Source organism: Pelagerythrobacter marensis, from assembly GCF_001028625.1.
Taxonomy (GTDB): Bacteria; Pseudomonadota; Alphaproteobacteria; order Sphingomonadales; family Sphingomonadaceae; genus Pelagerythrobacter; species Pelagerythrobacter marensis.
Map to the genome: position 1 here is coordinate 370152 of NZ_CP011805.1, position 24019 is coordinate 394170.

At 63.3% G+C, this 24019-nt stretch carries 21 protein-coding genes; 13 read left to right on the forward strand and 8 right to left on the reverse strand.

The window, feature by feature from the left end:
- Nucleotide 1 precedes the first annotated feature (1 nt).
- The 4 genes from AM2010_RS01760 to AM2010_RS01775 are packed head-to-tail and all read left to right on the forward strand — an operon-like array spanning nucleotide 2 to nucleotide 3571.
- Complete coding sequence (locus tag AM2010_RS01760; protein ID WP_047805610.1) at nucleotides 2-1114, forward strand: ABC transporter permease; 1113 nt, start codon at nucleotides 2-4, stop codon at nucleotides 1112-1114.
- Nucleotides 1111-1965, forward strand: coding sequence for an ABC transporter ATP-binding protein (locus AM2010_RS01765; protein WP_047807608.1), 855 nt, complete (start codon nucleotides 1111-1113; stop codon nucleotides 1963-1965). Before AM2010_RS01760 ends, AM2010_RS01765 begins: the two co-directional genes overlap by 4 nt.
- Nucleotides 1966-1997: 32 nt before the next feature.
- Nucleotides 1998-2957: an MlaD family protein gene (locus AM2010_RS01770; RefSeq protein ID WP_047805611.1), complete on the forward strand. Its 960-nt coding sequence runs from the start codon at nucleotides 1998-2000 to the stop codon at nucleotides 2955-2957.
- Between the two features lie 26 nt (nucleotides 2958-2983).
- Nucleotides 2984-3571, forward strand: a complete 588-nt coding sequence (locus AM2010_RS01775) for an ABC-type transport auxiliary lipoprotein family protein (protein ID WP_047807609.1) — start codon at nucleotides 2984-2986, stop codon at nucleotides 3569-3571.
- Nucleotides 3572-3595: 24 nt separating this feature from the next.
- Here the strand turns inward: AM2010_RS01775 and AM2010_RS01780 are convergent, their stop codons facing one another.
- The 5 genes from AM2010_RS01780 to crcB are packed head-to-tail and all read right to left on the reverse strand — an operon-like array spanning nucleotide 3596 to nucleotide 6744.
- Nucleotides 3596-4303, reverse strand: a complete 708-nt coding sequence (locus tag AM2010_RS01780) for an ATP12 family chaperone protein (protein WP_047805612.1) — start codon at nucleotides 4301-4303, stop codon at nucleotides 3596-3598.
- Complete coding sequence (locus AM2010_RS01785; RefSeq protein ID WP_047805613.1) at nucleotides 4300-4521, reverse strand: hypothetical protein; 222 nt, start codon at nucleotides 4519-4521, stop codon at nucleotides 4300-4302. Before AM2010_RS01785 ends, AM2010_RS01780 begins: the two co-directional genes overlap by 4 nt.
- Nucleotides 4518-5171, reverse strand: a complete 654-nt coding sequence (locus AM2010_RS01790) for an HAD-IA family hydrolase (RefSeq protein ID WP_047805614.1) — start codon at nucleotides 5169-5171, stop codon at nucleotides 4518-4520. The genes AM2010_RS01785 and AM2010_RS01790 overlap by 4 nt, the downstream gene beginning before the upstream one ends.
- Nucleotides 5168-6337: an RluA family pseudouridine synthase gene (locus AM2010_RS01795; RefSeq protein ID WP_047805615.1), complete on the reverse strand. Its 1170-nt coding sequence runs from the start codon at nucleotides 6335-6337 to the stop codon at nucleotides 5168-5170. The genes AM2010_RS01790 and AM2010_RS01795 overlap by 4 nt, the downstream gene beginning before the upstream one ends.
- Nucleotides 6334-6744, reverse strand: coding sequence for a fluoride efflux transporter CrcB (gene crcB / locus AM2010_RS01800; protein ID WP_047805616.1), 411 nt, complete (start codon nucleotides 6742-6744; stop codon nucleotides 6334-6336). The genes AM2010_RS01795 and crcB overlap by 4 nt, the downstream gene beginning before the upstream one ends.
- A 246-nt stretch (nucleotides 6745-6990) precedes the next feature.
- Between crcB and rpsU the strand changes: the two genes are divergently transcribed.
- The 6 genes from rpsU to gatB all read left to right on the forward strand — a co-directional run bounded on the left by rpsU (nucleotide 6991) and on the right by gatB (nucleotide 11719).
- The gene (gene rpsU / locus AM2010_RS01810; RefSeq protein WP_047807610.1) at nucleotides 6991-7197 is read left to right on the forward strand and encodes a 30S ribosomal protein S21; all 207 of its coding nucleotides are present in this window, start codon (nucleotides 6991-6993) and stop codon (nucleotides 7195-7197) included.
- Between the two features lie 121 nt (nucleotides 7198-7318).
- Nucleotides 7319-7858, forward strand: coding sequence for an FKBP-type peptidyl-prolyl cis-trans isomerase (locus tag AM2010_RS01815; RefSeq protein ID WP_047805618.1), 540 nt, complete (start codon nucleotides 7319-7321; stop codon nucleotides 7856-7858).
- A gap of 118 nt (nucleotides 7859-7976) precedes the next feature.
- Nucleotides 7977-8279 (forward strand): Asp-tRNA(Asn)/Glu-tRNA(Gln) amidotransferase subunit GatC, encoded by a 303-nt coding sequence (gatC, locus tag AM2010_RS01820; RefSeq protein ID WP_047805619.1) that lies wholly within the window; start codon nucleotides 7977-7979, stop codon nucleotides 8277-8279.
- Between the two features lie 106 nt (nucleotides 8280-8385).
- Nucleotides 8386-9885, forward strand: a complete 1500-nt coding sequence (gene gatA, locus AM2010_RS01825; RefSeq protein WP_047805620.1) for an Asp-tRNA(Asn)/Glu-tRNA(Gln) amidotransferase subunit GatA — start codon at nucleotides 8386-8388, stop codon at nucleotides 9883-9885.
- 2 nt (nucleotides 9886-9887) lie between these two features.
- Nucleotides 9888-10223: a hypothetical protein gene (locus AM2010_RS01830; RefSeq protein ID WP_047807611.1), complete on the forward strand. Its 336-nt coding sequence runs from the start codon at nucleotides 9888-9890 to the stop codon at nucleotides 10221-10223.
- Complete coding sequence (gene gatB / locus AM2010_RS01835) at nucleotides 10223-11719, forward strand: Asp-tRNA(Asn)/Glu-tRNA(Gln) amidotransferase subunit GatB (protein WP_047807612.1); 1497 nt, start codon at nucleotides 10223-10225, stop codon at nucleotides 11717-11719. The genes AM2010_RS01830 and gatB overlap by 1 nt, the downstream gene beginning before the upstream one ends.
- Nucleotides 11720-11746: 27 nt before the next feature.
- Here gatB and AM2010_RS14125 read toward each other — a convergent pair whose 3' ends face one another.
- The 3 genes from AM2010_RS14125 to AM2010_RS01845 form a co-directional block, all read right to left on the reverse strand.
- On the reverse strand, nucleotides 11747-12460 hold the full coding sequence (locus AM2010_RS14125; RefSeq protein WP_150115213.1) for a putative periplasmic lipoprotein: 714 nt from the start codon (nucleotides 12458-12460) through the stop codon (nucleotides 11747-11749).
- 236 nt (nucleotides 12461-12696) lie between these two features.
- Entirely contained in the window at nucleotides 12697-13002 is a 306-nt protein-coding gene (locus AM2010_RS01840; protein WP_047805621.1) for a hypothetical protein, read from the reverse strand.
- Between the two features lie 63 nt (nucleotides 13003-13065).
- Nucleotides 13066-15990: a M16 family metallopeptidase gene (locus AM2010_RS01845; protein WP_047805622.1), complete on the reverse strand. Its 2925-nt coding sequence runs from the start codon at nucleotides 15988-15990 to the stop codon at nucleotides 13066-13068.
- A 214-nt stretch (nucleotides 15991-16204) separates the two neighbouring features.
- Here AM2010_RS01845 and AM2010_RS01850 point away from each other — a divergent pair, with 214 nt between their 5' ends.
- The 3 genes from AM2010_RS01850 (at nucleotide 16205) to AM2010_RS01860 (ending at nucleotide 23814) form a co-directional block, all read left to right on the forward strand.
- Nucleotides 16205-17677, forward strand: coding sequence for an ATP-binding protein (locus AM2010_RS01850; protein WP_047805623.1), 1473 nt, complete (start codon nucleotides 16205-16207; stop codon nucleotides 17675-17677).
- A gap of 194 nt (nucleotides 17678-17871) precedes the next feature.
- Nucleotides 17872-20451, forward strand: a complete 2580-nt coding sequence (gene clpB / locus AM2010_RS01855; protein ID WP_047805624.1) for an ATP-dependent chaperone ClpB — start codon at nucleotides 17872-17874, stop codon at nucleotides 20449-20451.
- Between the two features lie 207 nt (nucleotides 20452-20658).
- Nucleotides 20659-23814, forward strand: a complete 3156-nt coding sequence (locus tag AM2010_RS01860; protein WP_160325566.1) for a TonB-dependent receptor domain-containing protein — start codon at nucleotides 20659-20661, stop codon at nucleotides 23812-23814.
- Nucleotides 23815-24019 lie beyond the last annotated feature (205 nt).

Below are 24019 nucleotides of genomic sequence, written 5' to 3' on the forward strand. Positions count from 1 at the left end.
GATGCAGGAAGGGGCGCTCTTCGAGGTCGAGGATACGGGCGGCAACGGTGTCCGCCTCGTTCTTTCAGGCCCCTACCTCGTTTCCACGATCGGGGCGGTGGATCAGGACCTGCGCGATATCGACGGCGATCTGGACACGATCGACCTATCGAACGTCACCGAAATCGATACCGTCGGCGCCTGGATCGCCAGCAGCCTGGCCGCGCGCCACGATGCCGAAATCACCGGCGCCAGCGAACGCGCGCAACGCCTGCTGAACGCGGTCGGGCAGATCGGCGACGGGGCCGATATCCGGCCCGAACGTCTCCCCATATACCTGCGAGTGCCTGAAGAGGTTGGCGGAATCGTGCGCGAGTTCGGGCGCGGGTTCGTCGGCATCGTCGGCTTCCTGGGCCAGATCCTGGTCGCGGGCGCGGGGCTGATCCGCCACCCTTCGCGCTTTCGCGGGCGCGCGCTGGTGCGGCAGATGGAACTGGTCGGCGTGTCCTCCCTGCCGATCATCGGGCTGATGAGCTTCCTGATCGGGATCGTCATCGCGCAGCAGGGGGCCGTGCAGCTGGCGCAGTTCGGGGCCGAGACGCTGACGATCAACCTCGTCGGCCGGATCACCCTGCGCGAACTGGGCGTGCTGATGACCGCGATCATGGTCGCGGGCCGTTCGGGCAGTGCCTTCGCCGCGCAGCTCGGCACGATGAAGCTGACCGAGGAAGTCGACGCCATGCGCACCATCGGGATCTCTCCGATGGAGGCGCTGGTGATCCCGCGCATCCTCGCCGCCGTGTTGATGATGCCGCTGCTCGGCTTCTTCGCATCGTGCATTGCGATCGTGGGCGGGGCGGTGATCGGCGACGTCATGCTGGGCATTCCGTTCCTCACCTTCCTCAATCGGATACAGGAGGTCGTACCGCTCTACGATCTCTACGTCGGGCTGGCCAAGGCGCCGGTCTTCGGGCTGATCGTGGCGCTGACCGGCTGCTATCAGGGGCTGCAGGTTCAGGGCAATTCGGAACAGGTCGGGATGAAAACGACCAAGGCCGTGGTCCAGGCGATCTTCATGGTCATCGTGCTCGATGCCTTCTTCGCGGTGTTCTTCACCGAGATCGGATGGGGATGACCGAGGACGACAGCGAACTCGAAGCCAGGGGGCTGGGCCGGTATGAACGGTTCCGCGGCGATCACCCGATCGTGGTGGAAGGGCTGGTCAATCGTTTCGGCGATCAGGCCGTGCACGAAGACCTGTCGCTGACCGTCAATCGCGGCGAAATCCTGGGCGTGGTCGGCGGATCGGGCACCGGCAAATCGGTTCTGATGCGGTCCATCATCGGCTTGCAGACGCCCAGCGCGGGCGAGATCGAGGTGTTCGGACGGTCGATCACCGATGCCGAGCCGGACGAAAACCTCGGCCTGCGCAACCGCTGGGGCGTGCTGTTCCAGGGCGGTGCGCTGTTTTCGACCCTGACCGTGGGCGAAAACGTGGAGGTGCCGCTCAAGCAGTTCTATCCCGATATCAAACCGCAACTGCTGCACGAAATCGCGCGCTACAAGGTCGTGATGTCGGGCCTGCCGGAAGAGGCGGCGAGCAAGTACCCGTCGGAGCTGTCGGGCGGAATGCGCAAGCGGGCCGGCCTCGCACGTGCGCTGGCGCTGGACCCGGAGCTGCTGTTTCTGGACGAGCCGACCGCGGGGCTCGACCCGATCGGCGCGGCCAAGTTCGATCGGCTGACCCGCGAATTGCAGCAGACCCTGGGCCTTACGGTGTTTCTGATCACGCACGATCTCGATACGCTGTACGAAATCTGCGACCGCGTGGCGGTGCTGGCCGATCGCCGGGTGATCGCGGTGGGCACGATCCCCGAACTGCTCGAAACCGATCACGAATGGATCGACGAATACTTCAACGGCCCGCGCGGACGCGCCGCTCGCGAAAGCAAGGCGCGCCGAAACGATGGACAATCCCCCGGGTGACGGGGCATAGGGGCCTGAGGTAATTTATTTCCATGGAAACACGCGCAAATCATGTCTGGGTGGGGGTCGTAACGCTGGCTTTGCTGGCTGGCGCGGCCCTGTTCTTCATCTGGCTTGCCCGGCTGGGGCAGGGCGCGCAGGACGAATACGACATCTTCTTCAAGCAGTCGGTGGCGGGCCTCGCCAATGGGTCGCAGGTGTCGTTCGCCGGGGTTCCGGTGGGACAGGTCAGCCAGATCGCGCTGTGGGAAACCGATCCGCAATTCGTGCGCGTGCGTGTGAGGGTGAGGGAAGAGGTGCCGATCCGGGTCGGCACGACGGCGACGGTCCAGGGCTCCTTCACCGGCGTTTCGACCATCCTGCTCGATGGCGCGCGGCGCGATGCGCCGGCGCTCAGCTGTGCCGATGGCCCCGGCAACACCGCCTGCCCCGAAGGCGTGCCGGTAATCCCGACCAAGCCCGGCGGACTGGGCGAATTGCTGGCCAATGCGCCGCTGCTGCTGGAACGGCTGGCCACGCTGACCGAACGGCTGACGATGCTGCTGTCCGATGAAAATCAGGGCGAGATCGCGGGCATTCTGCGCAATACCAACCGTATGACGGCCGATCTCGCGCAAACCGCCCCGCAGGTGGAACGCACGATGGCCGAACTGCAGGTGACCCTGCGCGAATCGAGCGAGGCGCTGGACGCGTTCGAGAAAGTCATGGGGTCGACCGACCGGCTGCTGAATCAGGAAGGGCAGTCGCTCGCCGGGCAATTGCGCTCCACCCTGACCGCGGCCGAGGCAGCGGCCAATGCCCTGACCGAAACGATGGAACAGACGCAGCCGGCCACGCGCCAGCTCAGCGAAAGCACACTGCCCGCGGCAGAGGCGGCGCTGCAGGATCTGCGCGCGACCAGCAAGGCGCTGCGTAATGTGACCGAAAAGATCGAAACGCAGGGCGCGGGCTCGTTGATCGGCGGGCAGCAGTTGCCCGATTACGAACCATGATCGCCACCGGATTACAGGGGAAGGCAATGCGCGCGACAGTCAGGACTTTTCCGGCGCTTGCGGCACTTGCCGCGCTGGCCGGTTGCGTCAGTTTCGGCAGCGAGCCGCCCGAAAGCCTGCTGACGCTGACCCCGACGGCAGAGGCGCCGGCGGGATCGGGTGCTGCGGGCCATGCCGCCGGTTCGCTGGCAATCCTGGTTCCCGACGCGCCTGCACGGCTGGATGTCGTGCGCGTGCCGGTACAGGTGAGCGATGCCAGCCTCGCCTATCTGAAAGATGCGGTGTGGGTGGATAAGCCCGCGCGGCTGTTCCGCACCCTGCTGGCTGAAACGATCCGCACCCGCACCGCGCGGGTGGTGATCGATTCGGATGATCCGGCGCTGACCCCGAAAACCCAGTTGCGCGGGGTCCTGCGCGATTTCGGATACGATGCGTCGACTTCTTCCGTGATCGTGCGCTTCGATGCGATCCGCGACACCAGCGATCAGGGAATCGAAACCCGCCGTTTCGAAAGCATTATCCCCGGCATTGCCCCCGAAGCCGCCGAAGTCGGCCCCGCACTCAACCGTGCAGCCAACGACGTCGCCGGCCAGGTCGCGGACTGGGTGGGCTAGGCGACAATCGGCGTCGAGTTCCGGTCAGGAAACGTCTGAGCGCCCAACGAGTGTCGTGAACGTGCTTGCTGTCAGGAACCGGGCGCGGCGTTGGTCGCGGCGGGTGGCGGCTTCTTCATCGTGGCCCCACAGCTCGGCCTGCCAGTCCTCTTCCAGGTTCGCGGCGTTCCACAGCGCCCCGGCATCCGCATCGTCCTGCAGCGCGGCCAGCGCAATGCAGAGCGATGCGGCGAGCGAGGCCATTGCCTGCACCCCGGCGAGCGTGAAATCATCGGTGCGTTCCAGCCGGGCGCGCAAGGCGGCAAGCGTGGCCGGTGGCTGCGCGCGGTGAATGACTCCACTGATGCGATCCAGCCGCACCCCTTCGCGCGCCTCCAGCGCGGTCACCAGCGGTTCCCACACTTCATGCTGGCGGCGATAGAGCGGTTCGTCGGGATCGGCGCGATAGCATAGCGTATCGGTTTCCCCGAACGCCAGGATTCCGGCAATCGCGGCTGCGCGATCCGGGGCGATCACGTCGATCGCATAGTCGGCAAGGTCGCGCAGAACGAAATCGGCCGGGTCGATCGTTTCCCCCTGCCGTTCCCATTCTGCGGCCAGAGCATCGGCCAGGGCCTGGATTGGTACGATCTGCGGCGCGCCCAGTGCCGTCTTGATCGCGCGCCCATCCAGCGCGACTCGCCAGCCGCCCGCGTGAGGTTCGACCGAAACTTCGCGATAAAATCGCTTCATTCCTTGGGCGTCCGCCAGCGCCGGGCCATGAATACGGGCACCACGAACACCTCGATCAGCCCGACCGCGACCAGGACATAGCCGACGCCTTCGGCCAGATCGATGGCGCCGCGCACGGCCAGAATGCCCAGCAGGATGAATGCGATACCGGTGAAACGGACCGCGACGATCGCGAAATGGCGGCCCATTGCAGGATCGTTCGGGGCAGGATCGGTCATGGCAGCAGGTCCCCCAGTTCGGCGGGGCTGAAGGCGACATCGACGGCCCCCGCCTCGCGCAGTTCGTCTTCGGTGTGATAGCCCCAGGCCACGCCAATCGCGCGTACGCCCGCGGCGCGCGCCATTTCCATGTCGAACGTGGTGTCCCCGATCATCACGGCGTCGCCGGCCAGCGCGCCGGCTTCGAACAGGGCCGCTTCCAGCATCGCCGGATGGGGTTTGGACGGGTGGCGGTCGGCGGTCTGGAGCGTGACGAAGCGCTCGGTCAGGCCGTGTGCCGCGAGGCAGCTGGTCAGCCCGCGGTCGGATTTGCCGGTGGCGACGCCCAGCGTCCAACCGCGCGCGGCGAGACCGGTGATCGTTTCGGCGATACCTTCAAACAGCGGCTCTTCCAGCGAACCTTCCAGCCGGCAGGTGCGGAAGGCTTCCTTGTAAGCTTCCACCGCGTGGCGCTGGAGGTGTTCCTCGGCATCGGGGGCCAGCAGGCGAACGGCCTGGGGCAGGCTGAGGCCCACGATCCGGCGAACGTCATGCCGGTCGGGTGCGGGCAGGCCGGTGCTGGCGAAAGCCTTCTCCATCGAATCGCAGATCGGCGCCTGCCCGTCGACGAGCGTGCCGTCGCAATCGAACACTGCCAGGCGAACGGTCATTTGCGTTTGCCTTTCGGTCCACCCGGTCCTTTCGCCTTCGCGGGCGTTGCTGCGCCGCGTTGCCGCCGTTCGCCGCGCCGCCCCTTGCGGTATTGCTTGGCGTGCTGGCGCGCGGCCTGCTTCTTTTCCGCGCGCGAGCGTTCCGGTGGGGATTCGCGCAGCGGCTCCGCCGTGCTCAGGGTCAGGTCGAACCCGAGCTGTTCCATGCTGGCGGCGAAATGTTCGGGCAAGTCGGCGGTCACGTCCAGCTTGCCGCCGGGTTTCCCACCGCTGGCGGGCTGGTCGATGATCAGGCGGCGCGCGTGCAGGTGCATCTTGCGGCTGACGCTGCCGGTCAGGAACGCTTCCTGCCCGCCATACTTGCCGTCGCCCACGATGGGATGGCCGATCGCGGCCATGTGCACGCGCAACTGGTGGGTGCGGCCGGTCAGCGGTTCCAGCTCCACCCAGGCCGCCTTCTTGCCCGCCTTGTCGACCACGCGATAGCGGGTGACGGCGCGCTGGCCGCCTTCTTCGTCGACATGCATCTTCTCGCCGCCGGTGCCCGGCTGTTTGGCCAGCGCGGCTTCGATCGTCCCCTCGGCGACATCGGGAACGCCGACCACCAGGGCCCAGTAAACCTTCTTCGCGCTGCGACCCGCGAAACGCTTGGAATAGGCAGACGCGCTGCCGGGGGTGCGTGCGATCAGCAGAACGCCGCTGGTGTCCTTGTCCAGCCGGTGGACCAGGCGCGGGCGGGGCGTTTCTTCATCGGGTGCGAAGGCATCCAGCAGGCCATCGACATGGTGGTGCGTCTTGCTGCCGCCCTGCGTCGCGAGGCCGGGTGGCTTGTTGAGCACGATCGCCGATTTGGTTTCGGTGATCACCATCGCATGCGCTTCCGCGACCTCCGCCGGGGTCAGTGCGCGTTTTTCCCGCGGCTTGCGATGCGGGGCCTCGCCACCCGGGGGTACGCGGACGGTCTGCCCGGCGGCCAGGCGATCTTCGGGCCGGGCGCGGCCGCCATCGATCCGGATCTGCCCGGTGCGCGCCCATTTGGAAATCGTGGCAAAGCCGATCTGGGGCAGGTGCCGTTTGAACCATCGGTCAAGCCGGATGCCCTCGTCGTCGGGTTCGACGGTGAACTGGCGGACCCTGTGCTGGTCGGGACCGGTCGGCGCGCTCATGCCGCGATCCGCATGGCGATGAGGCCGATATAGAGCGCGGTCAGCCCTGCAAGCACGGAGATCAGGGCATAGCTGGCGGCGAGCCAGGGCTGTCCCCGCTCGACCAGCAGCATCAGTTCCAGGCTGAAGGCGGAAAAGGTGGTGAAGCCGCCGAGCAGGCCGACCCCGGCGAGCAGGCGCCACTGTTCGCCCGCCGCGCCCCCGTGGCGCGCCAGCCATCCGGCGAGCAGCCCCATGGCGCAGCCGCCGATCACATTGACCGCCAGTGTCGCCCAGGGGAAGGCGGTGACCGCCTGCGGGCCGAGCAGGTGGGTCAGCAACCGCCCGGTCTGGTAACGCAGGATCGCCCCTGCGCCGCCCCCGGCGAAGACATAGAGGCTGGCCGCGATCGGTGAAACGCTTGTCATGCGCCGCCCTTAGACGGCATTGCGCGGTTCGTCATCCCACCCGTGCACCTTCGCTGCGGCGCGGTGGGGAAGGCGGGAATATGCGCCATGTCGCGTGGCGGCTTGCCAATTCGCCGCGATTTGCCTATGTGCGCGCTGGTTCGAGCCGGTCCGGAACGGATTCGGCGCGTTTTTCGTTTGATTCGTAAGGGCGCATCCCCCCGCGCTGTGCGGGCTCTGCGCCATTGCTGTGAGGTGTTTGAATTCATGCAGATCATCGTTCGCGATAACAATGTCGACCAGGCCCTGCGCGCGCTCAAGAAGAAGCTGCAGCGTGAAGGCGTGTATCGCGAAATGAAGCTGCGCCGCCACTATGAAAAGCCCAGCGAAAAGCGGGCGCGCGAAAAGGCCGCCGCCGTGCGCCGCGCGCGCAAGCTGGAACGCAAGCGGGCCGAACGTGACGGCGCCAAGTAAGGCACCCGGCATCGCCCCCGCATCGGCGGCGGCGATGCTTCACGCTTGAACCCACAGCAGCGTTAAGCCTACAGGGCGCGGGAAGCGATTCCCGCGCCCTTTTGCATTTCAGGAACCTTGCATGACCGAAGTAACCCGCGTGCCGATCCAGCCCATTGCCAAGGGCAGCCTGACCCGGTTGTGGCTGGGCATTATCGTCGCGATCCTGATCGCGGGCGGACTGGCCTGGGCCGCCGTACCGCAAGGCGTGTCGGTCGAGGTGATCGAGGCAGGCGAAGGCGCGAACCCGGCGGCGGACGACGTCGTGCTGGTCAATTACACCGGCAAGCTGGCCGATGGCACCGTGTTCGACGAAGGGCAGGCCACGCCGCTGCCGCTGGAAGGGATGATCGAAGGTTTCCGCGAAGGCGCGGTCAAGATGCAGAAGGGCGGCAAGTATCTGATCGAGATCCCGGCGGACAAGGCCTATGGCGACGAGGAGAAGGTCAATCCGATGACCGGCGAAGTCGCCATCCCCGCCGGCAGCGATCTGGTGTTCGAGATCGAACTGCTCGATTTCATGCCGTTCGAACAGTTCCAGCAGCAGATGCAGGCGATGCAGCAGATGATGGAAGCGCAGCAACAGGGCGGAGCCGGCGGCGCGCCCCAGCCGGGCCAGTAACCGCCGCGCTTTCGTTCGCGACGCCAGTGCCAGCTTGCCAGTGCCAGCTTGAACGCCGCCCGGCGCGCTGCTAGCGCCAGGGCATTCGCAATCCTTTCCAGACGAAGGGCAAATCCGCATGTCCGTCGACCAGACCACCGTGGCGAAAATCGCCTCGCTGGCCCGCATCAAGATGAGTGACGAGGAACTCGCGCGCATGGCGCCCGAACTGTCGCAGATTCTCGACTGGGTCGAACAGCTTGGCGAAGTCGATACTTCGCAGGTCGAACCGATGACCGCCGTCATCCCCAACACCCTGCGCCTGCGCGCCGACGAGATCGATCCCGATCCGCTGACCGGCGGCAATCGGCGCGACGATGTTCTGGCCAATGCCCCTGCGGCGGAACACGGTTTCTTCGGCGTACCGAAGGTGATCGAGTAGAAATGTCGGCATTGTCACTCGATCATCCTGAATACCGCCGCAGCCGCGACCGTTTCAGGCTCCAGCAGCAAGGCCTCACCGCGATCAAAGTTCAGGACCACGCACTATGACCGACCTGACCGAACTGGGCGTTAAGGCGATCCGAGACGGGGTTGCCGCCGGCGAGTTCACCGCCCGCGAAGTGGCCGATGCCTTCAACGGCGCGGTTGCCGGTGCGCAGGCGCTCAACGCCTTCATCGTCGCCACGCCCGACAAGGCGGTCGAGGCCGCCGAACGGGTCGATGCCGACCGCGCCGCGGGCCGCGACCTGGGGCCGATGGCCGGCGTCCCGATCGGGATGAAGGACCTGTTCGCCACCGACGGCGTGCAGACGACCGCGGCGAGCCATATCCTCGAAGGTTTCGTCCCCCGTTACGAAAGCACGGTGTCGCAGAACCTGTGGAATGCCGGCGCGGGGATGCTGGGCAAGCTCAACCTCGACCAGTTCGCCATGGGCTCTTCCAACGAAACGAGCCATTTCGGCAATGTAATCAACCCCTGGCGGCGCCAGGATGGGGGCAACACCGATCTCGCGCCCGGCGGTTCTTCCGGCGGTTCCTCTGCCGCCGTTGCCGCGCGCATCGCCGCGGCGGCGACCGGCACCGACACCGGCGGATCGATCCGCCAGCCGGCCGCCTTCACCGGGATCTGCGGGATCAAGCCGACTTATGGCCGGTGCAGCCGCTGGGGCGTGGTCGCCTTCGCCTCCAGCCTCGACCAGGCCGGGCCGATGGCGCGCGACGTTGGCGATTGCGCGATCATGCTGGGCGCAATGGCCGGCTTCGATCCGAAGGATTCGACCAGCCTCGACCTGCCGGTGCCCGAATGGGAAGCCGGCCTGTCGGACGACTTGCGCGGCAAGAAAGTCGGCATTCCGCGCGAATACCGGATGGACGGGACCGACCCGGAAATCCTCGAAAGCTGGGAACGCGGCAAGCAATGGCTGCGCGATGCGGGGGCGGAGATCGTCGATATCTCCCTGCCGCACACCAAATATGCGCTGCCCGCTTATTACATCATTGCCCCGGCCGAAGCCTCCAGCAACCTCGCCCGGTATGACGGCGTGCGTTACGGGCTGCGCGATCTGCCGGTCGATGCGGCGGGCAAGAGCGCGGGGCTGCAGGACATGTACGCCGCGACCCGTGCCGAAGGGTTCGGGGACGAGGTGAAGCGCCGCATCCTGATCGGCACTTACGTGCTTTCCGCCGGGTTCTACGATGCCTATTACAACCAGGCGCAGAAGATCCGCACGCTGATCGCGCGCGATTTCGAACGGGCCTGGACCGAATGCGATGTGATCCTGGCCCCGACGACGCCCACCGCCAGTTTCCCGCTGGGCGACAAGGCCGACGATCCGCTGGCGATGTACCTGAACGATGTCTTCGCCGTGCCCGCCAGCCTGGCCGGCCTGCCGGCGATGAGCGTGCCCGCCATGCTCAACCGCGATGGCCTGCCGCTGGGCCTGCAGCTCGTCGGCAAGCCGTTCGATGAACAGGGCGTGCTCAACGCCGGTCTCGCGATCGAACGGCGCGCGGGCTTCGACGCCCGGCCGGAGCGCTGGTGGTGACGATGGACCTGACGACCCCGGGCGAATGGATTGCATGGGGCGGCGTGGTGGTGCCCCTGATCGCGCTTGCCTGGTCGGCGGTGACATATGCGCTGGCCAAGCGGCGCGAGGTTCGCCACCATCAGTATCAGCGGTTCTTCCAGATCATGGATCACCTGGGCAGCGCGGACAGTTCCATCGCATCCAAGATGGCGGCAGCTTACGAGCTGCGGAAGTACCCTGAATATGCCGAAGTCATTATCAACGTGTGCGAAAAGGCGGAAGTCGAAGGCCCCGCCACGCAGATGTTGAAAGAGGAAATGGCGGCGACCGCCGCCCACATGCGCGGAATCACATGATGAGCACTTATCGCATCCAGGGCGCAACCGGCGAGTGGGAGGTCGTGATCGGCCTGGAAGTTCACGCGCAGGTCACGTCCAACGCCAAGCTCTTTTCCGGCTCCTCCACCGCTTTCGGGGCGGAGCCGAACACGCAGGTCAGCCTGATCGATGCGGCAATGCCGGGAATGCTGCCGGTGCCGAACCGCGAATGCATCCGCCAGGCGGTGCGCACCGGCATGGCGATCGAGGCGCAGATCAACGCGTGGAGCCGGTTCGACCGCAAGAACTACTTCTACGCCGACCTGCCGCAGGGATATCAGATTTCGCAGCTCTATCATCCGCTTGTCGGCGAAGGTTCGCTGACGATCGAGGCGGACGAGAAGGCCGGCATTCCCGAAGACAAGGTTATCGGGATTGAGCGTATCCATGTCGAACAGGACGCGGGCAAGCTGATGCACGATCAGCATCCGACGATGTCCTACGTCGATCTCAACCGCTGCGGCGTGGCGCTGATGGAAATCGTCAGCCGCCCGGACATGCGCAGCCCGGCGGAAGCGGGCGCCTATGTCCGCAAGCTGCGCACGATCCTGCGCTATGTCGGGTCGTGCGACGGGAACATGGAAGAAGGATCGATGCGCGCGGACGTGAACGTCAGCGTGCGCAAACCGGGCGAGGAATTCGGCACCCGCACCGAAACCAAGAACGTCAACTCGGTCCGCTTCGTCATGCAGACGATCGAGCACGAGGCGCGCCGTCAGGTCGATCTGATCGAGGATGGCGGCACGGTGGTGCAGGAAACGCGGCTGTTCGATCCCGGCACCGGCACGACCCGGTCGATGCGCAGCAAGGAAGACGCGCACGATTACCGGTATTTCCCCGATCCCGATCTGCTGCCACTGGAACTGGAGCAGGCCTTCCTCGACGAATGCCGCGCCAGCTTGCCCGAGCTGCCCGATGCCAAGCGCCGCCGCTATGTCGAAACGCTGGGGCTGAGCGAATATAACGCGCGCGAGCTGACGGCCGAGGTGGAAACCTTCGCCCGCTTCGAAACGCTTCTGGCCGCAACCGCGAAGGGTATCGGCAAGAGCGAGAGCGAGGTCGCGACCCAGGTGGCCAACTGGTCGCTTTCGGTCGCGCCGGGGGTTATCAACGCCCTGGGCGACGAAGCGAACCCGGCGCACGCCACGGCCGAAGCGCAGGCGGCGATCCTCGACATGCAGGCCCGCGGCGAGATTTCGGGCGGCCAGGCGAAGGAAATCTTCGAAATCGTCCTCAAGACCGGCCGCGAGCCGGGCGAGATCGCGGAGAGCGAGGGCCTGAAGCAGGTCAGCGATACCGGCGCGATCGAGGCGGCGATCGACAAAATCCTCGCCAACAACACCGACAAGGTGGAGGAATACCGCGGCGGCAAGGACAAGCTCTTCGGCTTCTTCGTCGGCCAGACGATGAAGGCCATGCAGGGCAAGGCCAACCCGGCGGTGGTCAACCAGCTGTTGAAGGCGAAGCTGGGGTAGGGGTGACTGTGCTCCCTTTTAAGGAGGCTATCGCCCCCCAAGATTGAAATTAGACAGAACGCGATACGTTATTTCTTCGTTATTTGCGTCAATAACTTCAATTTTGGCACCCTTGTAAGCAATGATTTTTGATTGAGACAGATCGTATTCTGCTTCGTTTGTAAAAGCCGAACGGGCCATGTTGCCTGAGAATTCGCGATAGCTTGCCCGTATTTTGTCGCTCACACGCCCACTATAAATAAGTGTCTGCTGGAAATCGTTGGGCGAAACAAAAGGGCGTTCGGTAAATTGATAGCTATATTCAGTATCGCAAATTGGCTGGGACAAGCCGTACATATTTGGAACTATGGCACAAGTTTCTTGCTTCGATGTGTCAAATCGGAGACCGCGAGGATAAATAAGCTGCCCGAAAAGCCCTCCTTTTAACGATACCTGCCCAATCTCCGGATCATTGGTTCGCGTCTCGAAAGAAGTAAACACAAAGTCTCCATCTTGCCCAGTCTGAGGGTAAAAGCCTCTACTTAAGATAAAGCCCTTGATGTTATTCTCTTCCGGAAGATAAACACCTCTTGTGGTTGTTGCGGTGCCTTGCGCCAGCATCTGTTCTCCGAGAGTGACAGTCTGCACCTCGTATAGCGCAGGAAAGCTGATTTGTTCGCGCTGTGGGACGTAGTTGTTTTTGACAGTCGCACAACCAATCAGGCCAAAACTCAGTAGCGCGCAAGCGAGTGCTTTTTTCATGATCCCCCCTATGAATCAATGCAGTTCGTTACGATACTTTACAAGAATATGATCGCAATTGAAAAATTGCACAGGTTGATCGTAGAATGGCCGATGTCATTGAATTTAGCGCACAATATTCGTGATAAATTTGCGATATAGGACCGAGTAATTGGCAATTTGTGTGTTGCGCTCAAAAGAAAAAGGGCCGCCGGATCGCTCCGGCGGCCCTTCGCGTGTTGTGGTGATCGCGCGGATCAGCCGGCGCGCTGGCCGGTCATCGGCATGGCGCCGAAAGCGCCGGCGTTGACGGTGCCGGTCAGCTGGTCGCCTTCGACCGTTGCGGTGCCGTCCAGCGTCATCGGCATCGGCACGGTCATGTCCATCTTCCAGGTCAGCGTGTTGCCGTCGATCTTGCCGTCTTTCACGTCCATCGAGCCGAGCGTGCCGGCGTTCTGGCCGGTGAAGGTCGTGCCGTCGTCGCTCGGGACTACGGTGAACGTGCTCTTCTGTTCCCCCATCGGGGTCTTGGTTATGCAGTCGTAAGTGCCGCCAACAGACATTGTCATCTCCTCGGTTGAAGTTCGGCCTAGCAATCGCCTCTGCTTACATCAATGTCAACAAGCTCATTCGCCCGATGTGGTTTCGGAGCGCCGGACTTCGACCGGCAGGCCGATCCCTTCGAGCTGCGGTTCGACCACCGATGCATCGCCCACGATCACGAACACGAGATCGTCGCCCAGCAGCGCCTTGCGCGCTTCGGCATCGAGCTGGGGCGCGGTCAGCGCCGAATACTTCGCGGCCAGCGTTTCGTAGTAGTCGTCGGGCCGGTCGTAGGTAACGATGTTCACCATTCCGCCCAGCACGTCGCCCGAGGTTTCGAACCGCCCGGGCAATTCGCGCACGTTGCCGTTGATCAGGCGCGTCAGCTCTTCCGTGGTTACGCCCTTGTCATCGGTATAGGCGGCCAGGTCCTTGCGCAGTTCGACGATCGAATCCGCCGTGCGGTCGGCCTGGACCGGGGCGTAGATCAGGAAACTGGACCGGTCGAGCGGCTGCTGCACCAGGCTGCGCACGCCGTAGGACCACCCCTTCGTCTCGCGCAGATTCATGTTGATCCGGCTGAGGAAGCTGCCGCCGAACACTTCGTTCGCGGCGTTCAGCACGGTCAGGTCGTCGGTCCCCTTCTGCTCCAGCACGCGCCCGGCCATGATCACCGACTGCGGCGAATTGGGCCGGTCGACCAGGATCACGCGCGATTGCTGCTGCGGGATCGGCGCGTCGAAGTTCTTTTGCGGTGCCGGTTCGGCGGGTGCCTGCCAGTCGCCGAAGCTGGCCTCCAGCATCCGCGTGACTTCGCCCAGCGACGATTCGCCGACCACGAAAACCCGCGCCATGTCGGGGCGCAGCCACGTGCGGTGGAAATCGCGAATCTCGTCGATCGTCACCGATTCGACGACTTCGGCGCTGCCCGTACCGGACGGCGGAATGCCGTAGGGATGGCGTTCGCCGAACAGGATTGGCGCCAGCGCGCGCTGGGCGATGGCGCTGGGATTGTTCAGCTCGTTTTCGATCCGGGTCAGCTGCTGGGCGCGCACACGCTCCAGCTCGTTTGCGTCGAACGCCGGCTGGCGGACGTATTCGGCCATCAGTTCCAGCGATGGCGCAAGATTGGGCGCCAGTGCGTTGAGCCCCACCGATGTCGTGTCGGCATCCGCCGCGGCATAGAGCGAGGCGCCCAGCCGTTCCTTCGCAATCGCAAGCGCGGTCGAATTGAGCCGGGTCGTCCCTTCGTCCATCAACGACAGCATCAGCGACTGGATGCCCAGCCTGTCTTTCGGATCGGCCGAATACCCGGCGTCGAAATCGACCCGCACGCTGACGGTCGGCACTGCATCGCGCCGCGCGAAGAACACTTCCATCCCGTTCGACAGGGTGGCCCGTTCGATATCGGGGAAGTCGAGCGGCTTCAGCTCGCCCACTTCGGGCAATTGCGAACGGTCGGCTTCCGCCGCCTGCGAGGGTGCCTGAACGGCGAACGGGCCGGAATAGAAGGCGGGACCGGCCAGGCCGCTGTCGCCCCCGGCATCGGCGCCGGTGAAGAAGCCGCCGCGATTCTCGCCGCCTTCCTTCCGGTCGCCGGGTTCCACCGTCAGCGCGAAGACCGGCCGCGAAAGCCACTTGGCAGTCACATCGCGGACGCGTTCGGGCGTCATCGCGGCTGCGGATTCGAGCACTTTCTTATATTCCGCCGGATTGCCGGAATAGAGCAGGCCCTGCGCCAGCGTCGGCGCCTTGCCGCCAAAGCCGCCGACCTGCTCCAGCCCGCGGATCTGGCCGGCGGCATAAGTCGTCGTCGCTCGCTGCAATTCATCGGCGCTGGGCCCTTCGGCCACAAAGCGCGCGATTTCGGCATCCAGCGCGGCGGCCAGTTTGTCCTGGTCGACGCCGGGCCTGGCATCGGCATAGACGATAAACTGGCCCGCCTGGGCGAAGATCTGCGCGCTCGCGACGACCCGCACGGCAAGCTGCTGTTCGCGCACCAGCGCATTGTCGAGCCGCGAACTGGCCAGCCCGCCCAGCACGGTCGCGCCCATCGACAGCGGCAGATATTCGGGATTGTCGAGGCCGGGCACCGCCCACATGCGATAGATGCGCGGGCTGGCGACGCGATCGTAGATCGTCTTCGCCTTGGGTTCCGCCAGGGTCGGGACCGGCGCGCTGACGGGTTCGATCGCGGGCCCGGCGGGGATCGCGCCGAACCACTTGGTCACTTTTTCGCGCGCGGTCGCGGTATCGATGTCGCCGGCCAGCACCAGAACGGCGTTGTTGGGGCCGTAGTGATCGCGGAACCAGTTCTTCACGTCGTCCAGCGTCGCACCCGACAGGTCATCCATCGAACCGATGGTCGAATGGTGGTAAGGGTGGCCGGAGGGGTAGAGGTTTTCGAGCTGTTCGTATTCGACCAGGCCGTAAGGCTGGTTGTCGCCCTGCCGCTTCTCGTTCTGGACCACGCCGATCTGGTTATCGAGCTTCTCCTGCGTCACCGCGCCCAGGAGATAGCCCATGCGGTCGCTTTCCAGCATCAGCGCGCGGTCGAGTGCGCCGGTGGGCACGGTTTCGAAATAGTTCGTGCGGTCGAACCAGGTCGTGCCGTTGAAATCGGTCGCGCCCACTTGCTGCAGCGGTTCGAAGAAGTCGCCCGGCGCATTCTCGCTGCCGTTGAACATCAGGTGTTCGAACAGGTGGGCGAAGCCGGTCTTGCCCTCGGGTTCGTGCTTCGACCCGACGCCGTACCAGACCGACACGCCAACCACCGGCGCCTTGCGATCTTCGTGCACCAGCACGGTCAGCCCGTTGGCGAGCTGGAACTGGTCGTAGGGGATCGAAACGCTTTCGATCAGGTCGGCTACCGGGGCCGGTTCGCCGGTTACAGCGGCTGCGGCCGCTGCCGGATCGGTCGCGGGATCGGCGGTGCTGCGCGCTTGCGCCGCGGTGCCCACTGCAAAGGCGAGCGCGGCAAGACTGACGGTGGCGAGTTTGAGTTTCATGATGTCCCCCGGAATTGATTCGCAATTATCGCCGCGATCCTAAGGGCAAGCCTGCAATTCGACACGCTTTTTTCGGCAAACTGCATGGTTCGGGGGACCGGGGGCATCACTGGGATGAAACCGGCGGATCGGCGCGGGCAGGGGGCAAATACCCTCGGGATAACTCGCCGCCGGCCCTTCCTGCGCGCGGATTCGGCCCGCTACCCCGCCTGCTGTGAAAGCGAAGATCACCATAGGGCACGATGCCAGCGGGACGCCCGTCGAATTCGACGTGGAGGAACTGCTGGCCACGCGCCTGCTCGTCCAGGGCAATTCGGGCAGCGGCAAATCGCACCTGCTGCGCCGCGTTCTGGAAGAAAGCGCCCAGATGGTGCAGCAGGTGGTGATCGACCCGGAGGGGGACTTCGTCTCGCTGGCCGAACCGTTCGGCCATGTCGTGATCGACGGTGCGGCCTATTCCCCGGCGGAGATCGAGGCGCTCGCCCGCCGCATTCGCGCGCACCGGGCTTCGGTCGTCCTCGCGCTGGAGGGGCTGGAGGTCGAACAGCAGATCCGCTGCGCCGCGCAGTTCCTGACCGCGCTGTTCGATGCCCCGCGCGAACACTGGTACCCGGCGCTGGTGGTGGTGGACGAAGCGCAGATGTTCGCCCCCTCGGTCGCGGGTGAAATGGCCGAAGATACCCGGCGCATGACGCTGGGCGCGATGACCAATCTGATGTGTCGCGGGCGCAAGCGCGGCCTGGCCGGGATTGTCGCGACCCAGCGGCTGGCCAAACTGGCCAAGAATGTCGCGGCCGAAGCGTCCAATTTCCTCATGGGGCGCACGTTCCTCGATATCGACATGGTCCGCGCGGCGGACCTGTTGGGGATGGAGCGGCGCCAGGCGGAACGGATTCGCGAACTGGAACGCGGCCATTTCCTCGCCCTCGGCCCCGCAATCAGCCGCCGCCCGCTGGCGGTGAAGATCGGCCCGGTCAAATCGGGCAGCGCCGCGCGCAAGGACGGGCTGATGCCATTGCCCGATGCCGCACCGGAAGAGATGGAGACGCTCCTCCTCGGCGATCTCGCGAACGAGGCGGCAAGGCCTGTTCCGCCGCCCCCGCCCCCGCCACCGGCCCCCGCGCCGGAGCAACTGGTGGAGGCGATCGAAACGGCCGATGGGCGCGATCCGGGTCAGACCGATCCTGTCTCCGCCAAAAGCGGGGCCGATCGCCCGAAAGGCGGCGGTCAGGAGGAGGTGGAGGCCGTGATCGCGGCGATGGCGCGCGAAGACGGGGCGACGTTCCAGTCGGCTTCCGCCCTCTATCAGGGGTTCTTGCTGCGCTGTCGCAAGCAGCGACTGGTCGGCCCGCTGCCCGATATGACGGCGTTCCGCCGCAGTTTTGCCATTGCCAGCGCCGGGCTCGACCGGCTGGCCGCGGATGTGCAGCCCCGCATCCTTGCCTTGGCGGATAGCGTGCCGGACGACGTGCTTGCCCCATATCTGGCAATCGCCGCAGCGGCGGCGGAAGGGCTGGCCGCGCCCGACGATGACGAGCTGGCCCGCGTTTACGGCTCCAGCTCTCCGGGGCGCATCCGCCGGCTGCTCGAACATATGGAACGGCTGGGCCTCGTCGTCGTGCGGCAGGATTTCGGCGGCGGCCGCACGCTGCTGGTCCCCGGCATCGAAAGCGTCGTCAGCGACTGAGCGGCACCCGCGCGACCGGGCGAGCCGAACCGGGTAGGGCGCGCCAATCTTGCAAAAAGTTGCCGTTTCCTCTCGCCTCGCCGGGCGATGGTCCTATATCTGGGTAACACACCTCGCCCCGTTCGCTCGGGATGGGCTTGTGTTGCAAACTGGCAACACCATATCGAGCCGGTACTCAGGATAAGGGATCACCGATGAATCTCGAAAAATTCACCGATCGCGCCAAGGGTTTTCTCCAGTCGGCGCAGACCATTGCAATCCGCATGAACCATCAGCGGATCAGCCCCGAACACCTGCTCAAGGCCCTGCTGGAGGATAACCAGGGCATGGCTTGGCAGTTGATCGAACGGGCCGGCGGCAATCCGCGGCTGGCGGTGGACGAGGTTGACGCCGCACTGGGCAAAGTGCCCGCCGTATCCGGGTCGGGCGCGCAGCAGACGCCGGGGCTGGACAATAACGCGGTTCGCCTGCTCGACCAGGCGGAAAAGCTGGCGGAAAAGGCCGGCGACAGCTTCGTGCCGGTGCAGCGAATCCTCCAAGCGCTGGCGCTTTCTGCCGACAGTGCGGCGGGCCGCGCGCTCAAGGCAGCCAATGTCGATGCCAAGGGGCTGGAGGCCGCGATCCAGGACGTGACCGGCGGGCGTACCGCCGACAGTTCGGGCGCGGAAGAAAGCTACGACGCGATGAAGAAATATGCCCGCGACCTGACCCAGGCCGCGCGTGACGGCAAGCTCGACCCCGTGATCGGGCGCGACGAGGAAATCCGCCGCACGGTGCAGATCCTCGCCCGGCGGACCAAGAACAATCCCGCGCTGATCGGCGAACCCGGCACCGGCAAGACCGCGATCGCCGAAGGGCTGGCGCTGCGCATCGCGAACGGCGACGTGCCGGATAGCCTGAAAGGGCGCACGCTGATGTCGCTCGACATGGGCGCGCTGATCGCCGGGGCGAAGTATCGCGGCGAGTTCGAGGAACGGCTGAAGGCCGTGCTCGACGAAGTGAAGGGCGCAGACGGGCAGATCATCCTGTTCATTGACGAGATGCACACGCTGATCGGCGCCGGCGCGTCGGAAGGGTCGATGGATGCTTCCAACCTGCTCAAGCCCGCGCTCAGCCGGGGCGAGCTGCACTGCATCGGCGCCACCACGCTCGACGAGTATCAGAAATATGTCGAGAAGGACCCGGCCCTGCAGCGGCGGTTCCAGTCGGTCTATATCGACGAACCGACGGTGGAGGACACGATCTCCATCCTGCGCGGGATCAAGGACAAGTACGAGCTGCATCACGGCGTGCGCATCACCGACGGCGCGATCGTCGCCGCCGCGCAGCTTTCCAACCGCTATATTCAGAACCGTTTCCTGCCCGACAAGGCGATCGACCTGATGGACGAGGCCGCGAGCCGCATCCGCATGGAAGTGGAAAGCAAGCCGGAAGAGATCGAGGTGCTCGACCGCCGGATCATCCAGCTCAAGATCGAGGAGCAGGCGCTGGGCAAGGAAAGCGACCAGGCGTCGAAGGATCGCCTGGCCGCGCTGCGCGAGGAACTGGCCAATCTCGAACAGCAGTCGGGCGAACTGACCGCGCGCTGGCAGAACGAGCGGGACAAGATCCACGCCGAAAGCCGGCTGAAGGAAGATCTCGACCAGGCGCGGATCGAACTGGAACAGGCGCAGCGCGCAGGCGACCTCGCGAAGGCGGGCGAGCTATCCTACGGCCGCATTCCCGAGCTGGAGAAGAAGCTGGCGGAAGCGCAGGGTCACACCGAAAATGCGCTCCTGCGCGAAGAAGTGACGGACGAGGATATCGCGTCGATCGTCAGCCGCTGGACCGGGGTGCCGATCGAAAAGATGCTGGAAGGGGAGCGGGAAAAGCTGCTCCAGATGGAATCGATCCTCGGCAAGCGGGTGATCGGGCAGGAACAGGCGGTGCAGGCCGTGTCCAAGGCCGTGCGCCGCGCGCGCGCCGGCTTGCAAGACCCGAACCGGCCGCTCGGCAGCTTCCTGTTCCTCGGCCCCACGGGCGTCGGCAAGACGGAACTGACCAAGGCGCTCGCCGGCTTCCTGTTCGACGACGACGATGCTCTCGTACGCATCGATATGAGCGAATTTATGGAAAAACACGCCGTCGCCCGCCTCATCGGCGCCCCCCCGGGCTATGTCGGGTACGAAGAAGGCGGCGTGCTGACCGAAGCCGTGCGGCGACGCCCCTATCAGGTCGTCCTGTTCGACGAGGTGGAGAAAGCGCACAGCGATGTGTTCAACGTGCTGCTCCAGGTCCTCGACGACGGCCGGCTGACCGATGGGCAGGGCAGGGTGGTCGATTTCTCGAATACGCTGATCATCCTGACCAGCAACCTCGGCAGCCAGTTCCTGACCCAGATCGAGGACGGCGAAGGGGTGGAAAGCGTCGAAAACCAGGTGATGGACGTCGTGCGCGGACATTTCCGGCCCGAGTTCCTCAACCGCCTGGACGAGATTATCCTGTTCCACCGCCTGGCGGCCGAACACATGGCGCCGATCGTCGATATCCAGGTCGCGCGGGTGCAGAAACTGCTGGCCGACCGCAAGATCACGCTCGACCTGACCGACGCCGCCCGCCGCTGGCTGGGCCGCGTGGGATACGATCCCGTCTACGGCGCCCGCCCCCTCAAACGCGCGGTCCAGCGCTATCTGCAGGACCCGCTGGCGGAAAAACTCCTGGCCGGCGAAGTGCCCGACGGCAGCACGGTCAAGGTCGACGAAGGGGATGGGGAGCTGTCGATGGTTGTGGTGTGAGCCACCCCTTGCTTTCATGAGATATGTAGCCGGCAAAATGCTTGCTTCTCACCGTCGCAAAAATGCCACAACCTCCTTGCAATCATGCCGCTTGCGTGGCGTTCCATTTCAATTCAAAGGAAAGTTTGCAATTGAATGAATCATTGTGTGCCGTGGTTCTAGCGGGGCGCACAGAGCATGTTTTCCACAATGCATGAGGGGGCTGTCATGCGCTTACTTGAAATCCGTTCAGCTTTTTCCGCGATCGCGGTTGCACTTTGCGTTGGTGCCAGTGGCACCGCCATTGCTCAGGATGATACTGAAGAACAGGTTGGTGCCACACCGGGGGAGGTCAGCCCTGATAGTGGTGAGGTAACTATTGTTGTGACCGGTTCGCGTGTCCGTCGCGATACGTTCAACGCGGCTTCGCCGATTGATGTCTTCACCAAGGAGGATGCGGTTCTCGGTGGTGTTGAATCCGCAACCGATCTTCTTCAGAGCAACACTGTCACGTCTGGCTCGGGCCAGATCAATGATACTTTTGTCGGTTATGTTTCGGACAATGGTCCGGGCGCAGCCACGATCGGTCTTCGTGGCTTCGGTGCATCGCGCACTTTGACTCTGCTCAATGGACGCCGTGTTGCGCCCGCCGGTGCCGGCCCGCAGCTGATTGCGGCTGACCTGAATGTTCTTCCGTTGGGCGTCGTGCAACGGATCGAGGTCCTGCGTGAGGGCGCTTCGGCAGTTTACGGCTCTGATGCTGTTGCAGGCGTCGTCAACATCGTCACCGAAACGGACTATGATGGTGTGACTCTTGATTTTTACACCAATCAACCGATTGAGCATGGGGGTGGCGGTCGCACCTATCGTGCCTCCGTTACAGCAGGCAAAACTTTCGATCGAGGGCACATCACGGGTTCGTTGGAATATCGTGAGCGTACTGGCATGCGGTTCGATGCGCGCAGCGACTTTACCTGTCCGCAGGATGGCTTTGTCGATGCGACGACGGGCGAACCTGTTGGTCAGCTCATTCCAGGCACGAACGAACTGCGTTGTCACCCCTTCCAGGCCGCTGGCAATGGCACTGCGCAATATTATATGCTCGGTATCGATTATTTTTCTGGCCAGGTTGGCCGCTTCACTTACAACCAAAATGACCCTGCCAATGCGGATCCGAATACAGGGTTCTCAGTGGATGATTACGATCTCCGTCCGACTCATTCAAAAGTCGAAGATCGTGCACATGTCATTCCTCCAATTCAGACGGTCACTGGTTTCATCGATGCGTCTTATGAAGTGACGCCATCAATCGAAGCCTATATGGAAGGCCTTTATACCCGTCGTCGTTCGCACTACGATTACTCGTCGCAAATATCTTGGGATGGTGCGCAAACAGGCGCATACATCTATGGTGGGCCGGATGGGCAGTTTATTCGCGATACCTTTGATGATGGTGTTGTAACCCCATTTTACCCAAATGCGGCCATGACCCAGACGGCTAACGGATATCAGGAACTTCGCTTCTTCATCGTTCCGCCTTTGCGGCGGTCGAAGCAGGCGGTCGATTATGGTCGCATTCACGGCGGTTTCCGCGGCGACTTGGGTATATCCGATTGGCGGTTTGACGCGAATTTAATGTACTCAAGAACGGATGCGACCAGTCGGAATCAGAACATTGATTCTCGCCTTCTGCGCAATTCGATCGATGTGGTTCTGGCCCCCGATGGTACGCCTGCGGAGAACATCACGACTGCGATTCCGGGGCAATTTGGTTATGTCGATGGCGGCAACAACAGTTACACCTGTCGGTCGAATGTCGATGGCGGGGGTAACTTCATCGCAGGCTCCGCTTGCGTACCATTCGACCCGTTCAATCCACAATCACTTGCTGGGAACATTCCGCAGAACGTGATGAACTACATTTATTTTGACAATGTAGGGAAGACCAAGTTCGACCAGTGGACCGGACAACTCGTGGTCGACGGTTCGTTGTTCGAGCTACCGGGTGGTTCGGCTGGATTTGCGCTCGGTTATGAACACCGCCGGGATTACATCAATGATGTTCCGTCGGAAGCATCACAGACCGGTAACGTTTATAATTACTCTTCGTCGGGCATCACGACTGGCAAGGACACGGTTAACGAGGTATTTGGGGAATTGGTCCTCCCGTTGCTGGCGAATCGCCCCATGGTCCACGAACTGACGATTGAAGGTTCGGTTCGCTATACCGACTACAAGACTTATGGTTCGGATTGGACCTACGGTATCCGTGGGCAGTATGCTCCGGTTCCAGAGTTTCGCTTCCGCGGCGGATACCAAACTACCTTCCGTGCACCGAATCTTTATGAGCAGTTCGTTGCGGATCAATCCGGCTTCTTCGGTTACGATCCCTGTGATGAATATGTCGTCGGTCTTGATCCAGCCAGCAATGCCTATCAGAACTGCGATGCCGAAATTGGCGCTGCTAACTTTAACAACGATAGCGACGGCGACGGCGTTCTCGATAACTGGGTTGCCAACAGCACACCTCAAACCTTCACAAAGGGCGGTGCGGGCGTTTTGAACGCGGAAACTGGGACAAGCTATGGCTTCGGCGGTGTACTTGATTTGCCATTGGGGTCATTTTCGAACATCTCGCTTGCGGTTGACTACTGGTACATCAAGGTCGAAGGTCAGGTCGGCCAGCTCGGAACAAGTATTCTTGATCGCTGCTACGATTCCAGCGATTTCCGCTCAGGAAACTTCTTCTGCACTTTGGTCAGTGCACGTGAGGACTCTCAGAATACCTTGGTGTCGTTCGACGATCCGTATCTGAACATCGCTCAGCAGAAGGCTGACGGTATCGACTTTAACCTGCGTTTCGATACGGAACTGGCTGGGGGGCGCTTGGTCGCCCAGGCTCATGCCACACGCAATCTGTCGATGGTCTATCAGTCTTCTGCAGAAGTTGAGCCAGACGATTATCTCGGCTTGCTGGGTTACCACGGTACAACTGGTGGGCCGAAGTGGGTCGGTTCGTTTGACCTGCGGTACACCACCTCAGATGAAAAGTGGACGTTCCGTTACGGGGTTGATTACACCGGCAAGATGGACTCGACTGAAGCTCTTCAGTCCGAACCGATCAATTTCCGCGGTACGACGGTTGTCAGCGATCAGGTTGCAGAGGCTTACTGGGAACACGCACTGTCGATCCAGTACAATTGGGAAGGGCTTGCCAAGATGACGCTCGGAGTGAACAATCTGTTCAACGAGAAGCCGCCAGTGATTGGCAGCTATGGAACGGGTGCCAGCAGCCGTCGTCCAACGATAGGTAACTACTTCAACTACGGAACCTATGATTTCCTCGGACGTCAGGTGTTCCTGAATGTGACCCGCAGCTTCTGAGTAATCTTTGAAACCCACGAATTGAGGGGCGGGATTTTCCCGCCCCTTTTTTGACTTGTATATTTTGCCGTATAGTAAACGCATAAGCTGCCCCGAGTCCTGGCGGCTCGCGTGAGTCAGGCCCTCTACTACGATCAAGGATGATCGTGCGGCAACAATACGAACTGACAGGTGGGGGAATAGTCGATCACTGAACCGCAGCCAG